We start from the raw sequence: 14,707 nt of genomic DNA, 5'->3' as shown, positions 1-14,707 counted from the left end.
CGGGGACTGCTCTCTAGAGCTTGGCCAATAAGGCCACTACTGCATCCTTGGGAAAATCAGAATCATGCTCATGCTTTTGCAGCAACTGCATCAAAAGCTTACGCACCGCATCGCTTTGAGGGAGCATGTATCCAGCTTCCCGAAGACAATCTTCAGCAAGAATGCGATTGCTTATCGCCACCGTATTGCAGAGCTGTCGAAAAATCGGGTCATCGCTCTGCTGTGCCAACTGCAATGCAAGCGCTTCCTGTTCAGCCTTGCTCTTTGCCAAGTCCAACATCACATTTTTCACCTGCTCAGTCTTCGGCTGCGGATTGGGATATGTGGATGGTACCAGATACAGGGCATGGCTGGGACAAGCATCAACACAAAGGCGACAGCCGTCGAGACATTTGGAGAAATCTATCTGCCCATTTTCCGTGTCGGTCGCTCCCGTAGGACAGATGAACAAACAGACGCAATCCTTGGTACACAATGCTATGTTTCTTGCTGCATGCATCAGATTGCCTCCTTTTGGACTGCATGGATTTTGAAACTGGGGACTTTGCAGATGGGACAGACTTGGGGAGGTTGCTCCCCTACATAAACAAAGCCGCAAATTTCGCATACCCAGACACTGGTATTCTCCAAAAGACCTTGCTTTTGTTTTTCATACCGCACCAGCAGGCTCTTCAGCAGCTTGGAAACCTTCTCTGCCCAAACCAAAGCCCTAAGGGCTCCACGGTCCTGTGCCAAACCGGCTAGCTCATTCGCTTGTGCGTAGGCACGGCCGAGGTCCTCGTTGATCCGATTCAGCAATTTTTGGTAGCTGGCATCAGGCTCAGCCTTTCGATGCTGATCATAATACGAAGCAAGCTTACCGAACAAGGCAGCTTCCTCGGTTCGTAATTGCTTGGCACAAGCCTTCTGCAGATTGGAGCACAGCGCACCCAACTCGTCACTTGTCATTACCCGTACGTCGTCTTCCACTGGCAGCCTCCTCTTGAACGTTCACCAACAGTATACCATCAACTGACACATTTTTGGGAATTTGCTGTCTGCGCTCTCCTAGTGATACGACAAGATTAAGGCACATAACCCATTGTTACTTAAGAGACTAAGGAAATAGGCCTTGGCAAAGGCTAGTATTTCTTTTCCTTTAGTATGGTATTTAGCGTGATTATGACACAAATCGGTCATTCACCGTTTTCGAAGTTCATACTCTCTGTATGGAACAGTTACCGATCGGACAAGCCATCAAGGCTCTCAGACTTGCACAGAATATGACCCAGGAAGAACTCATAGAAAGAGCTGACCTCTCGCGAAGCCAGCTCTATTACATAGAATCAGGAAAAAGGACTCCCAGGCTGCCGACTATGCAAAGCATTTGCTCAGCCCTCTCGGTCTCGTTTCTGGAATTCGTCCTCTACTTGGATCAGTATTCACCCACTTCCTGTACACCCAACATATCCTCGATGGAAGCCCCGGGGGCTACCATCGGATAGACCTTGTCGTCAACGGGTATCTCGCATTCGATGACTACAGCCTTTCCCAAATCCAAAGCAGCTTGGAGAATGGGCTTGGGATCGTCTTCCTTACGGATTCTCATGCCTTTGATGCCAAAAGCAGAGGCAAGGGTCACCCAATCGATATCGGTGTCCAGCGTGGTTTCGCTGTAATGCTTGTCAAAGAACAGCGTCTGCCACTGCCTGACCATGCCAAGCGTATGGTTGTTCATCAACAGAATGACCACAGGCAGGTGATAGCGTGCAATGGTGGCAAGCTCGTTGCAATTCATCCTGAACGAACCATCACCGGCTACGTTGACCACCCGGCTTTCCGGGTTGCCTACTTGTGCCCCGATTGCAGCTCCGGTGCCATAGCCCATGGTCCCCAACCCACCGCTGGTGAGGAAGTGACCCGGCTGGACATGCTTGAGGAACTGGGCGGCCCACATCTGATGCTGGCCGACCTCGGTGACAATAAAAAAGTTAGGAGGCAGAACAGCCTGCAAGGCTTTCAGGATTTCCTTGCTGCGTTCACTCTCGCTGTCCACACGCAGGGGGTAGCGCTTCTTGTACTCGGCAACCTGTTCCATCCAGGTTGTGTGGACCATTGGCTTTGCTATGCGTTTATTGAGCTCTTCAAGCACAACCTTCAAATCACCTACCACATGGCAGTAGGTCTTGATGTTCTTGTCGATCTCGGCCGGGTCGACATCGATATGGATGATCTTGGCATTTTTTGCAAACGCACTTGCTTTGCTTACCACGCGGTCGCTGAACCTTGCCCCGATTACAACCAAGAGGTCGCAGGAGGAGACGCACATGTTGGAAACTTTGGTTCCATGCATACCCACCAAACCGGTAAAGCGGGGACTGTATGAGTTCACCGCCCCGCAACCCATCAGGGAGGTACAGGCAGGGCTGTCGATATTCTCCAGGAATTGGGACAAATCCTCACTGGCCTTTGCACGAATCACCCCACCACCGACATAACACATCGGTCGCTCGGCGCCCTTGATCAAGGCAAGCGCAACTTCCATGCTCTGCTCGCTGAGCCGTTCGGTACGCGGGACAAGCTTTTGGGGAACTTCAGGAACAAAATCTGCTGTATGAACGGTCACATCCTTGGGTACATCGATCAGAACCGGGCCGGGTCTGCCCTCCTGGGCGATCTGGAATGCTTTGCGAAGCGTTTTCGCCAAGTTTGCGACATCCTTGACGATGAAGTTGTGCTTGGTGATCGGCATGGTGATGCCGGTAATATCGACTTCCTGAAAACTATCCTTGCCCAAAAGCTGGGTTGTCACGTTTCCGGTAATCGCCACCATCGGCACACTGTCCATATAGGCCGTTGCTATACCGGTTACCAGGTTGGTTGCACCCGGTCCGCTGGTTGCAATGCATACCCCGACCTTTCCGGTACTGCGGGCATACCCGTCGGCAGCATGGCTGGCACCTTGCTCATGGCTCGTCAAAATATGGCGTACTCGGGTTTGATTCTGGTACAGGGCATCGTAGAGGGGAAGCACTGCTCCTCCGGGAAAGCCAAACACGGTATCAACTCCCTGTTCAACCAAACACTCAATGATGATCTGGGCTCCGGTCATCTGCATGGTAGGTACTCCTTATGTTCTGAAAATCGCGCCGGTGGACGCACTGCTCACTTGCTTTGCGTAGCGGGCCAAGTAGCCAGTCTGGATTTCGCTTTCCTTGCATACCCAGACTTTTCTCCGCTTCTCAAGCGTTGCGTCGTCGACCAACAACTCCAATAATCCCTTGGTAATGTCGATTCTGATCCTATCGCCTTCCTCGACCAAGCCGATGGGTCCGCCTTCTGCGGCTTCCGGGCTTACATGGCCGATCGAAGCTCCACGGGTGGCTCCACTGAACCGTCCATCGGTAAGAAGAGCGACATCCTTGTCCAAGCCCATGCCGGCAATGGCACTGGTGGGACTGAGCATCTCACGCATGCCCGGCCCTCCCTTGGGTCCCTCATAGCGGATGACAATGACATCACCGGCCTTGATCTTGCCTGAGAAAATCGCCTTGATGGAAGCCTCCTCGCTGTCAAATACACGGGCAGGCCCTTCATGGACCAGCATTTTCGCATCGACTGCGCTGCGCTTGACCACCGCCCCATCGGGAGCAAGATTGCCACGAAGGACTGCGATGCCGCCCATCTTGGAGAACGGACGCTCGATGGGGCGAATCACCTCATGGTCGTAGACAATCGTGTTCTCATACAATTCACCGATCGACTTACCGCTGACAGTGAGTAGTTTCGGGTTGAGTAGTCCTGCCTTTCCCAGCTCATGCATCACACCAAGCACACCGCCGGCCGCATAGAGGTCTTCAATGTGGTGCTCTCCTGCAGGAGCAAGATGGCAAAGGTTCGGAATCTTCGCACTGATGTCATTCGCCATGAAAATATCCAAGGCAACACCGGACTCATGGGCGATTGCCGGCAGATGAAGCATCGTATTGGTACTGCATCCGAGGGCCATATCCACCGCCAAGGCATTGGCAAAGGCTTCCTTGGTCATGATGTCCAGCGGTCGGATGTTCTTCTTCAGCAGCTCCATGATCTGGTACCCTGCTTCCTTGGCCAGACGGTCGCGGGCGCTGTAGACGGCGGGAATGGTCCCGTTACCCGGAAGGCCCATACCGATGGCTTCGGTCAGGCAGTTCATGCTGTTTGCCGTAAACATACCACTGCACGAACCGCAGGTCGGACAGGCATTGTCCTCATAGGCAAGCAACTCCTCATCGCTGAGCAAGCCTGCTGCATGGGTTCCTACCTTCTCGAACATTACCGAGAGGCTGGTTTTACACGTGTTCTCACCGGGAATTTTGCCGGCAAGCATCGGACCACCGGAAACAAAGATCGAAGGGATGTTGATTCTTGCGGCAGCCATCAGCATGCCCGGTACAATCTTGTCACAGTTGGGGACGAACACCAAAGCATCAAAAGGATGAGCTGTTGCCATGATTTCAATGGAGTCGGCGATAATCTCGCGGCTTGCCAGCGAATACTTCATTCCCGTGTGTCCCATGGCGATACCGTCACAGACTCCAATAACCGGAAACGATACAGGGTTGCCCCCTGCCTGACGCACCCCGGCCTTTACGGCATCGACAATCCTGTTTAGGTGGATATGTCCCGGAATAATCTCATTGGCACCGTTGACGATGCCGATGATCGGCATGTGTATTTCCCGGTCGGTCCATCCAAGGGCTTTCATCAACGACCGGTGGGGACTCCGTTCGGCTCCCTCGGTCATCTGTGCAGAACGTTGCTTTGTAGTGTCCATCCTCTTCCTCCCCCTCTTACAGGGCCTGGGCGATCAACGAACCCATATCGTTCGTACCAACTTTTTTCATACCTGGTGTATAGATGTCGGCAGTACGATACCCTCCATCCAGCACCTTGGAGACAGCTTTCTCGATCGATTCAGCCTCAGCTTGCAAGCCAAAACTGTAGCGCAGCATCATTGCTACCGACAGAATGGTTGCTATCGGGTTGGCAAGGTCCTTGCCTGCGATATCAGGGGCACTACCGTGGATCGGTTCATACATGCCGAAACTGTCTTCCCTGAGGGAAGCTGAAGGAAGCATGCCGATCGAACCGGTAATTTGGCTGGCCTCATCACTGAGAATGTCACCAAACATGTTCTCCGTTACGATTACATCGAACTGCCCCGGATTGCGGACCAGCTGCATGGCTGCATTGTCTACGTACAGATGGCTTACCTCGACATCGGGATACTCAACCTGCACCCGTTTGATCACTTCGCGCCACAGCTGGCTGGTGTTCAGGATGTTTGCCTTGTCCACACTGCACAGCCGCTTCGACCGCTTCTGGGCGATTTCGAATGCCTTGCGAAGTATGCGTTCAATCTCGGTGACCGTATAGGCCATGGTATCGTATGCCGCATCATCGCTTCTTCCCCGCTCACCGAAATAGATGCCACCGGTAAGCTCGCGAACCACCATCAGGTCCAGCCCCTCGCCGATGATCTCAGCTTTCAGCGGGCAAGCATCACTGAGTTGCTTGTAAAGGATTGCGGGACGCAGGTTGCAGAACAATCCCAAGCCCCCGCGCAGGCCGAGCAAGGCTTTCTCGGGTCTGAGATTGCTGGCCAAGGTATCCCACTTCGGACCGCCAACGGCGCCCAGCAGCACGCTGTCGCTGTTTTTGCAGCCTTCGAGGGTCTCCTTCGGCAAGGGAATTCCTACCGCATCAAGGGCGACGCCTCCCGCCAGGTAGCTGGACGTGGTGAAAGTATGGCCGAATTTCGCACCAACGGCACCAAGTACCTTCAAAGCCTCCCGGATAATATCCGGTCCGATTCCATCACCACTTACCACCGCTATATGTTTTTTCATAGGTTTTCCCCCTTCTTGGCGATGTAGCCGGCCAGACCGCCGTTGGCGATCAAATCCTGCATGAACGGAGGGAAGGGCTCACTGTGGAACACTGCCTTGGTTGTCACATTGGTGATGGTGCCACTGGAGAAATCAACCGATACCACATCACCGGCCTTTATTCCGTCACAGGCTTCGGGGCACTCCAGGATGGGAAGGCCGATGTTTATGGCATTGCGATAGAAAATGCGGGCAAACGTACGTGCGATGACGCAGCTTATGCCGCTCTCCTTGATCGCAATAGGAGCATGTTCACGACTTGAGCCGCAGCCAAAGTTCTTGTCTGCGACCATGATATCGCCGCTTTTCACCTGCTTGATGAAATCCTGGTCGATATCCTCCATGCAATGCTGGGCCAGTTCCTTGTGATTGGAGGTATTGAGGTACCTCGCCGGAATGATGACATCGGTGTCAACATTGTCCCCATATCTGAATACAGATCCTTGTACCTGCATCTTACGCCTCCATAACCTTGTTCGGGTCTGCAATATACCCGGCGATAGCACTGGCGGCAGCCACTGCAGGGCTAGCCAGATACACTTCACTCTTCACATGTCCCATTCTTCCCACGAAGTTACGGTTGGTGGTGCTCACCGCCCGCTCGCCGGCGGCAAGGATTCCCATATGTCCGCCCAGGCAAGGGCCGCAGGTGGGAGTGGAGACAGCACAGCCGCTGTCTACAAAAATATCAAAAAGTCCTTCGTTCATCGCCTGCTTCCAGATTTTCTGGGTAGCCGGGAAAATCAGGGCACGTACGTGCTTGGCAACCCTCTTACCCTTGAGTATCGCAGCAGCCTCCCTGAGGTCGCTGATATGGCCGTTGGTGCAGGAACCGATGACAACCTGGTCGATCCTCACCTCTCCCACCTCATCGATGGTTCGGGTATTGGAAGGAAGGTGTGGAAAGCTCACCGTGCTCTTGATGGTGGAAAGGTCGATGTCAAAGACTGTCTCATAGTGTGCATCGTCATCGGCAGTATAGATCACCGGTTCTTTACGGCAATGTTCTTTCAAGTACGCAAGCGTTATGTCATCCACCGGGAAAATCCCATTCTTCGCACCAGCCTCGATAGCCATGTTGGCTACCGTGAAACGGTCGTCGATGGTCAGGTTTGCCACCCCTTCGCCGGTGAACTCCATGCTCTGGTACAAAGCCCCGTCCACACCGATCATGCCGATGATGTGCAGAATCAAATCCTTGCCGGAAACGTAACGGTTGAACTTGCCTTTGAGGTTGAACTTGAGAGCCGAAGGAACCTTGAACCAAGCTTGGCCGGTAGCCATGCCGCAGGCCATATCCGTCGAGCCGACACCGGTGGAAAAAGCACCAAGGGCCCCGTATGTACAGGTATGGCTGTCAGCGCCGATAACAAGGTCTCCAGCACCGACCAAGCCTTTTTCCGGAAGCAAGGCATGCTCGATTCCCATCTGCCCAACATCAAAGTAGTTGGTAATCTCGTGATCATTGGCAAAATCACGCAGGCACTTGCACTGCTCAGCGGCTTTGATATCCTTGTTCGGTGAGAAGTGGTCGGGAACCAAGGCAACCTTGTCCTTGTCAAAAACGGTCTGTTTACCGAACTTCGGGAACTCATTGATCGCCACCGGGGCCGTAATATCGTTGCCGAGCACCATGTCAAGATCAGCCATAATCAACTGACCGGGTCGTACAGACTCCATGTTGGCATGGTGGGCCAGGATCTTCTGTGTCATCGTCATACCCATAGGGAAATTCTCCTTACTCTCATTCGCCCGATGGCTCAACGCCATCTGCGATTAATTTATATTCAATACTATCACTGAGTGCAAACCAGCTTGCCTCGATGATGTCCTTGCTCACCCCGATGGTGGACCAGCTCTGCTTGCCGTCGGAGGATTCAATGAGAACCCTGACCTTTGAAGCGGTGGCACCTGCAGAGTCGAGCACCCGTACTTTGTAGTCCGTAAGGTACACACTCTTGAGCGTCGGATAGAATTGCTCAAGCACTTTTCTCAGTGCCCGGTCCAGTGCGTTGACCGGACCTTCACCCTCGGCGGCTGTGATGGCACTTTCGCCTTTCACCTTCACCTTTACCACTGCAGCATGGGTTGCATCGCTGTGCGGGTCGGCATAGGGACTGCTTCCGATGGTCTGGTAATGCACCAGGCTGAAATAGGGGCGGTACATTTTCAGATGCCTTCTGATCACCAAGTCAAAGGAGCTTTCGGCGCCCTCGAATTGATAGCCTTCTGATTCAAGATGCTTCAGCTCATCCATCAGGCTGACGGTGACCGGATCATCCTTATCCAAATTCGGGGCAATACGGGCAATGCGCTTGAGCATCAGAGCCCTACCGGCCACTTCGCTCATCAAAAGCCTGCGTTCATTGCCGACTTCCATCGGATCAATATGCTCGAAGGAGAGCGGATTCTTCTGCACTCCATCGATATGCATACCGCCTTTGTGGGCGAAAGCACTTTTGCCTATGAAAGGGGAACTACCTGCAATGCGTACATTGGCAACTTCCGCCACCCTGCGGCATACACTTGTCAATCGTTCCAGGTTCTCACCGCACAGGCAGTCGCAGCCCAATTTGGTTCCCAGGATTCCTGCAACCGAAGCAAGGTTGGCATTTCCGCATCGCTCCCCGAAACCCAGCAGGGTGCCCTGCACCTGGACCACACCCGCCTCCACGGCGGCAATCGAGGAAGCTACGGCACAACCAACGTCGTCGTGGGTGTGAATGCCGAAATCAACACCGGGAAACAAAGCCATCGTCTCCTGGGTAATCCGTTTCACCTCGGAGCTGATAAGGCCCCCTCGTGTTTCACAGAGAACCAGCGTCGTAGCACCACCGCGAAGGGCTGCACGAAGGGAATCGAGGGCATACTCCTTGTTGGAAAGGTACCCATCGAAATAGTGCTCTGCATCGAAAAACACCTCAGAACCGCTTTCGGTGATGAATCGGATCGAGTCCTCAATCATCGAAAGGTTTTCCTCAAGCGTGGTACGGATGATATCCGTCACATGAAAGTCCCAGCTCTTGCCGAAAATGGCAACGTAGGAGGTGCCTGCATTGACCAGGCTCTTCAGATTCGGATCTTCCTCGGCTTTGGTATTCCTTCTTCGGGTGGAACCGAAGGCAACCAGTTTGGAGTGCTGCAGCGTCAACTCCTTGGATCGGAAGAAAAACTCCAAATCCTTCGGATTCGAGCCGGGATTTCCCGCCTCGATGTATGCAACACCCAAGGTGTCGAGAGCCTGGACAATCTTGAGCTTGTCCTCAACGGAAAAGCTTATTCCCTCCGCTTGGCTGCCATCGCGCAGGGTGGAGTCAAACAGTGCAATCTTACGCATCGCTTCTCTCCTTTTTCTTGTCGGAGTGCGTGCTGAGCATGTCATTCTCAAAATTCGTAGGACTGGTCGGCTTCAGGCTTCCACTGCTAGGAGCAACCTTTTCGTCAAGCATGCGGTTCACCGCTGCAAGACAGGAAAGGATGGAAGCCTCGATGATGTCGGTACTCACGCCTCTTCCGCGATAGATGCCCCTTCCATCGCTGATCTTCACAAAGACTTCGCCAAGGGCATCGCGATGCTCGGTCACGGCCTGCAGGCTGTAGTCCTCAAGACTGAAGGGATGGCGGATGATTTTCTCCACTGCCCTCAAAGAAGCATACACCGGGCCGGTTCCGCAGGCCACTTCCTGGAACTTTTTCTCACCCTTACGCAGGGTGACGCAGGCGGTACTGGTCATCATATTGCCGCTGTTGACCACAAAACTGTCCAGTTCCCAGATGATCGGTGTGCTCTGGCTTGCGTTCTCCACCAAAGCAATGATGTCGCGATCGGTAATGGTCTTCTTGCGGTCGGCAAGGTTCTTGAATTCGGCGAAGAGGGCTATGGCTTCCTCTTTACCCAGCGTATAGCCAAGGTCTGCAATGCGCTTCTCAAAGGCGTGCTGACCGCTGTGCTTTCCCAGCACCAAACTGGTGTTCATCACACCGACGCTTTCAGGGGTCATGATTTCATAGGTGAGGCTGTTGGCCATCATACCGTGTTGGTGAATACCGCTCTCATGGGCAAAGGCATTGGCACCGACGATGGCTTTTGAAGGATTCGGCTTAACGCCGGTGATCTGGGTGAGCAGGCGTGAGGATCGGATGATTTCCTCGGTCTTGATGTTGTGGCTGTAAGGATACTCATCGCTACGGGTACGGATACCCATCACCAGCTCTTCCAATGCAGCATTTCCCGCCCGTTCACCAATACCACACATCGTGCACTCCGCCTGCCTGGCACCGGCTTTCAATCCGGCAAGGGTATTGGCAACCGCCAAGCCGAGGTCGTTGTGACAGTGTACGGCAATAATGGCCTTGTCGATGTTCGGCACTCTGTTCATAACAGCACTGACCATACGGGTCATGTCATCGGGAGTGGAGTATCCTACAGTATCGGGCAGATTTACTACATTCGCCCCTGCTTGAATGACTGCTTCCACCACCCTGCACATATAGTCCAAATCGGTCCGGGTGGCATCTTCCAGGGAGAATTCAACGTCGTCATTCAGGTTGCGTGCATACGCAACCATTGCCTTTGCTTTTGCAAGGGCATCCTCACGGCTCATCTTCAGCTTGTACTGCAGATGCAGGTCGCTGGTAGCCAGAAAGGTATGAATCCTGGGCCGCTTGGCATACTTGACGGACTCCCACGCAGCATCGATATCCTTTTCCAATGCTCGTGAAAGGGAGGCGACCACCGTCTGCTTGAGCTCCTTGCTGATCGCCTGCACGCTGGCAAAATCGCCGGGGGACGCTATGGCAAACCCAGCTTCCAGGATATCCACGCCCAGGGCCTCTAGCTGTAGGGCCATGCGAATTTTTTCATCAAGGTTCATGCTGTAGCCTGGAGCCTGTTCGCCGTCTCTGAGTGTGGTATCGAAGATATAGATTCTGTCTTTTTCCATAGTGTCCTTCCCGGTAGTGAAAATTTTTTATGTTATTTCTTCAGCCAACTCATCAAAGAACGGAGCTTCTGTCCGGTCTTCTCCAAAAGGCTTTCACTCTCGATCCGCTTCTTTGCATTGAAGTAAGGTCTATTCACCTGATTCTCCAAGAGCCAGTTGCGGGCGAACGTTCCTTCCTGAATATCAGTCAATACGTTCTTCATCGCCTTCTTGGTGTCGTCGGTGATGATCTTGCTGCCGGTAATGTAATCGCCGTACTCAGCGGTATCGCTGATGGAATAGCGCATGTAGGAAAGGCCGCCCTGGTTGATGAGGTCGACAATGAGCTTCATCTCGTGGCAGCACTCAAAGTATGCCATTTCCGGCTGATAACCAGCCTCTACGAGGGTATCGAAACCGGCCTTGATCAGGGCGCTCACACCACCGCAAAGTACAGCCTGCTCGCCGAAGAGGTCGGTTTCGGTCTCTTCCTTGAAGGATGTCTCGAAAATGCCTGCACGACCGGCACCCAAACCCTTTGCATACGCGAGGGCGATGTCACGTGAGTCACCGCTGGGATCCTGATGGATGGCGATCAGGGAGGGAACACCCTTTCCTTCCTGGAACTGGGTGCGAACCGTGTGACCGGGGCCTTTGGGAGCGATCATGATTACGTTCACATCGGCTGGGGGTTTAATCTGGCCGAAATGGATGTTGAAACCGTGTGCGAAGGCAAGGTACTTGCCTGCACTCAGGTTCGCTTCCACGCTCTCGCGGTAGATCTTTGCCTGCTTTTCATCGGGAAGGAGGAGCATGATGACCTGAGCCATGGCACTCGCTTCCTCAACCGTTGCAACCTGTAGTCCAGCTTCTTCTGCAATTGCCCAACTCTTGGAGCCCTTGTACAAGCCGACGACCACATCCACCCCGCTCTCATGCAGGTTCAGTGCGTGTGCATGTCCCTGGCTGCCATATCCGATGATGGCAACCTTCTTTCCATCAAGCTTTTGGAGATCTGCCTGTGAATCATAATACATTGTGCTCATTGCTTCCTTTCCTTCGGCCCAATGGCCTTGTTATGGTAAGCGCCCTTGGGGCGTTGCGTTCAAACTTCATCCTCGCTGTAACTGATCGAACTGAGAGCGCGCGAGCCACGCTCCAGAGCCGTAATACCCGTTCTGGCCATTTCGACAATGCCGTACGGCATCATGAGATCGAGGAAGGATTGGATCTTATCCAAGCTTCCGGTCATCTCCAGGGACACCGTCATAGCGGTGACATCGATGATTTTCGCCTTGAAGATTTGGGCCAGCTCCACTACCTGCGAGCGGCTTTCGCTCTTGGTCGAAACCTTGACCATGACCAATTCACGCTGCAGGCTGCGCGTCTGGGTCATTTCATAGACCCGTTTGACGTCGATAAGCTTGCCCACCTGTTTTTTTATCTGCTCGACTACCGGACGGTCGCCGCTGACCACGATGGTGATTCGGCTGACATCCTCTTTTTCAGTCTCGCCAACCGAAAGGCTGTCGATATTGTAGCCCCTGCGGGAAAAGAGGGAGACGACGCGCATCAACACACCAGGTTGGTTGTTGACCAGGATGGCCAGTGTGTAGCGGTTTTCTGAACTATTCATATGCTGTTGCTCTCCTTCGTATGGTGCTTGGGTATAAACGACTGCTCCCCAGGTTTTGTTTGGGGGCTCTTCGACCACGGTCCATGCAGGTATCTCACTCTGCAGCCGTGGTCAGAGAATAATTAGGCTTACTACGATGAATAGGAGGGTGATGAGAGTAATGAGGGGGAGGAGGTTGATGCGTACAAGAAGCAAGAGGTTGGAGCTTGAAGAATCAGATGTGGCAAAGCAGAACTGAGAGCAGTCCTGTATCTTTCCTTTCCTCTCTGCTGTCCGGTGCATTGATGGCACCTGCTTGGTGAACGCGTTCACGATACTCTCCTCAATGAACGGCGATGGGCCGTTTCTTGTTTGTAGCTCTCTTTTAGGATTTCTGTCAACCCTTTATACAAAAAACAGTATCTTTATGCAGAAAAAATTCCCACAAATAGAAGTTCTTGCTCTCAGTCTGCATTGCAGATACACTACTTTTATGAATAGCAAGCCTTACTTCTGGAGAAACCGAACGCTCTTCGGAAGACTACTCATCTACTTCCTGATCGTCCTCATAGTCCCGCTCGGCCTCTTTTCTGCCTATTATGCACTAATCAGGGGAAGAAACCAAGAGAGGTACCTTACCGAGCAGACAATGAATCTCGTTATCACCGATGCGGCCAAGGTTTCCTCGGTCCTGGAAAGCTACCGACACAAGGCGTATCAACTCTCCACCGACCCTCTCATTGTACGCATCATGGAAGAGGACAAGCTGGATGCAAACTCACATGAAAGCCGAGACCTCTACCAACTGCTGTTCAGCGTCATGCGCGGCGATACCTATCTCGCAAGCGCCAATATTGTCAGCAATGCAGGTCGGGTGCGGGTAAGCACGCACACCTTCCCCGAAGTATATGATCTGCGCTACCACGGAAACGACTGGGATATGAACTCAATCATCAGCCAGAATGCCAATATTTCCCCTACTGCAAGTATCGTCAGCATCCGGGGCCACCGGATGGCAGAGAACGGCAGACAGGTGGTTGCCTCAATTTTACGGCGGATCTATGACAGCGAGGGGACCAACCTTGGATACCTGGTCATTGACATCTTTGCCGAAGCCCTGAGCAGCCTGGTAAATACTGAACGGTTGCTCAGTGATGTGCTTTTGATCGACAACCGAGACTTCTACGCCACAAGCCTTGTACACACCGATCACTATGGGACCTTTGACAAATTCCCCGCCTTATCGCAACTCAAAGGAGATTACTCGCGTAGGACCATGCAGACAGGATCCTCGATAGTTTCCCTACTACCCATCCAAGGGACAAATTTGCATCTGGCAGGAAGTGTCAGTGCCGCCCCCTTCCAGGAAAGTCTGGACCGGCTTCTGTATGCATTCACCCTCACCATGGCAGTAGGAACCCTGCTGGCTATGGGACTTTCCTTCCTCTTCTCGCGCTCAATAGCCCAACCTATCCGGGATCTTGCCTATCGTATGGGAGAGGTGGAACGGGGCAACCTGCAAACCAAGGAAGTCAAGAGCAGGATTTGGGAGTTCGCCCAGCTCGAACACTCCTTCAATATCATGGTCAAGCAGATCGTAAGCCTGCTCGAACTCACCCGTGAAGAGCAGGAAAAACTCAGCGAAGCCGAACGCAAGGCTCTGGAAAGCCAGATGAATCCGCACTTCCTGTTCAATACGCTCAATACCATCAAAGCACTTGCACGACTGCATGGAGAAGAGGACATCTACACCATAACCGTGAAGCTGGGCAAACTGTTGCGTTCCACGATCGACAACCATGAGAGTGAATGCACCCTCGAACAGAGCATGGCCCTCATCGACTCCTACCTTACCATCCAGCGATTGCGTTTTGGCTCGAAACTAAAGGTACAGACGTACCTCGATCCCAGCTGTGCCTCGATCAAGACCCCGAAGCTCATCATCCAACCGTTGGTGGAAAATGCCATCATCCACGGTCTTGAGCCAAAAACCGGAGAGTGGACGCTCTCGGTGCGAATAGTAAAACTCTCCAGCCGTGTTTTCATCACCATCGAGGATAATGGCGTAGGATTTGCTAAGGGAACACTGCCTGACGACCTTGATGAACTTGCCAACTCGACACACGTTGGTGTATACAATGTATATAGGAGATTGTTCCTTACCTATGGTAAGCAGATGACCTTTTCGCTGACCAGCAAGGTCGGTGAAGGTACGACGGTGAACATATCATTCCCGGACGACTCAAAAGAGAGGAAATAAG

The 14,707-nt window shown here is 52.9% G+C and carries 14 protein-coding genes; 2 read left to right on the top strand and 12 right to left on the bottom strand.

The features are described 5' to 3' along the window. Positions 1-13: 13 nt before the first annotated feature. Positions 14-499, bottom strand: a complete 486-nt coding sequence (locus SPIBUDDY_RS04845) for a 4Fe-4S dicluster domain-containing protein (protein WP_013606641.1) — start codon at positions 497-499, stop codon at positions 14-16. Beyond that, entirely contained in the window at positions 499-969 is a 471-nt protein-coding gene (locus tag SPIBUDDY_RS04840) for a rubredoxin-like domain-containing protein (protein WP_013606640.1), read from the bottom strand. The genes SPIBUDDY_RS04845 and SPIBUDDY_RS04840 overlap by 1 nt, the downstream gene beginning before the upstream one ends. A 239-nt stretch (positions 970-1,208) precedes the next feature. Here SPIBUDDY_RS04840 and SPIBUDDY_RS15995 point away from each other — a divergent pair, with 239 nt between their 5' ends. Continuing rightward, positions 1,209-1,484 (top strand): helix-turn-helix domain-containing protein, encoded by a 276-nt coding sequence (locus tag SPIBUDDY_RS15995; RefSeq protein WP_013606639.1) that lies wholly within the window; start codon positions 1,209-1,211, stop codon positions 1,482-1,484. Here SPIBUDDY_RS15995 and ilvB read toward each other — a convergent pair. The 10 genes from ilvB to SPIBUDDY_RS04785 form a co-directional block, all read right to left on the bottom strand. Next, a complete protein-coding gene (ilvB, locus tag SPIBUDDY_RS04830; protein ID WP_013606638.1) occupies positions 1,415-3,097 on the bottom strand; it encodes a biosynthetic-type acetolactate synthase large subunit in 1,683 nt (560 codons plus the stop codon). The genes SPIBUDDY_RS15995 and ilvB overlap by 70 nt on opposite strands. A gap of 12 nt (positions 3,098-3,109) precedes the next feature. After that, a complete protein-coding gene (gene ilvD, locus SPIBUDDY_RS04825) occupies positions 3,110-4,795 on the bottom strand; it encodes a dihydroxy-acid dehydratase (RefSeq protein WP_013606637.1) in 1,686 nt (561 codons plus the stop codon). Positions 4,796-4,811: 16 nt separating this feature from the next. Continuing rightward, positions 4,812-5,870 (bottom strand): 3-isopropylmalate dehydrogenase, encoded by a 1,059-nt coding sequence (leuB, locus tag SPIBUDDY_RS04820; RefSeq protein WP_013606636.1) that lies wholly within the window; start codon positions 5,868-5,870, stop codon positions 4,812-4,814. After that, positions 5,867-6,364, bottom strand: coding sequence for a 3-isopropylmalate dehydratase small subunit (gene leuD, locus SPIBUDDY_RS04815; protein ID WP_013606635.1), 498 nt, complete (start codon positions 6,362-6,364; stop codon positions 5,867-5,869). The genes leuB and leuD overlap by 4 nt, the downstream gene beginning before the upstream one ends. A gap of 1 nt (position 6,365) precedes the next feature. After that, positions 6,366-7,634 carry a 3-isopropylmalate dehydratase large subunit gene (leuC, locus tag SPIBUDDY_RS04810; RefSeq protein ID WP_013606634.1) on the bottom strand — a complete coding sequence of 423 codons (1,269 nt, stop codon included), beginning with the start codon at positions 7,632-7,634 and terminating at the stop codon, positions 6,366-6,368. A 19-nt stretch (positions 7,635-7,653) separates the two neighbouring features. Next, positions 7,654-9,246 (bottom strand): citramalate synthase, encoded by a 1,593-nt coding sequence (gene cimA / locus SPIBUDDY_RS04805; protein WP_013606633.1) that lies wholly within the window; start codon positions 9,244-9,246, stop codon positions 7,654-7,656. Further along, complete coding sequence (locus SPIBUDDY_RS04800; RefSeq protein ID WP_013606632.1) at positions 9,239-10,852, bottom strand: 2-isopropylmalate synthase; 1,614 nt, start codon at positions 10,850-10,852, stop codon at positions 9,239-9,241. The genes cimA and SPIBUDDY_RS04800 overlap by 8 nt, the downstream gene beginning before the upstream one ends. 32 nt (positions 10,853-10,884) lie before the next feature. Further along, positions 10,885-11,877: a ketol-acid reductoisomerase gene (ilvC, locus tag SPIBUDDY_RS04795; RefSeq protein ID WP_013606631.1), complete on the bottom strand. Its 993-nt coding sequence runs from the start codon at positions 11,875-11,877 to the stop codon at positions 10,885-10,887. Positions 11,878-11,936: 59 nt separating this feature from the next. Beyond that, positions 11,937-12,467, bottom strand: a complete 531-nt coding sequence (gene ilvN / locus SPIBUDDY_RS04790) for an acetolactate synthase small subunit (RefSeq protein ID WP_013606630.1) — start codon at positions 12,465-12,467, stop codon at positions 11,937-11,939. A 111-nt stretch (positions 12,468-12,578) separates the two neighbouring features. Next, positions 12,579-12,779, bottom strand: a complete 201-nt coding sequence (locus SPIBUDDY_RS04785; RefSeq protein WP_013606629.1) for a hypothetical protein — start codon at positions 12,777-12,779, stop codon at positions 12,579-12,581. A gap of 160 nt (positions 12,780-12,939) precedes the next feature. On the opposite strand from SPIBUDDY_RS04785, the gene SPIBUDDY_RS04780 reads away from it, so the two are divergent. After that, complete coding sequence (locus SPIBUDDY_RS04780) at positions 12,940-14,706, top strand: cache domain-containing sensor histidine kinase (protein WP_041380580.1); 1,767 nt, start codon at positions 12,940-12,942, stop codon at positions 14,704-14,706. Position 14,707: the final 1 nt, after the last annotated feature.

It is taken from the genome of Sphaerochaeta globosa str. Buddy (genome assembly GCF_000190435.1).
Taxonomy (GTDB): domain Bacteria; phylum Spirochaetota; class Spirochaetia; order Sphaerochaetales; family Sphaerochaetaceae; genus Sphaerochaeta; species Sphaerochaeta globosa.
The sequence above is the reverse complement of the archived record's forward strand: the minus strand, read 5'-3'. Positions and strand labels throughout refer to the sequence as shown.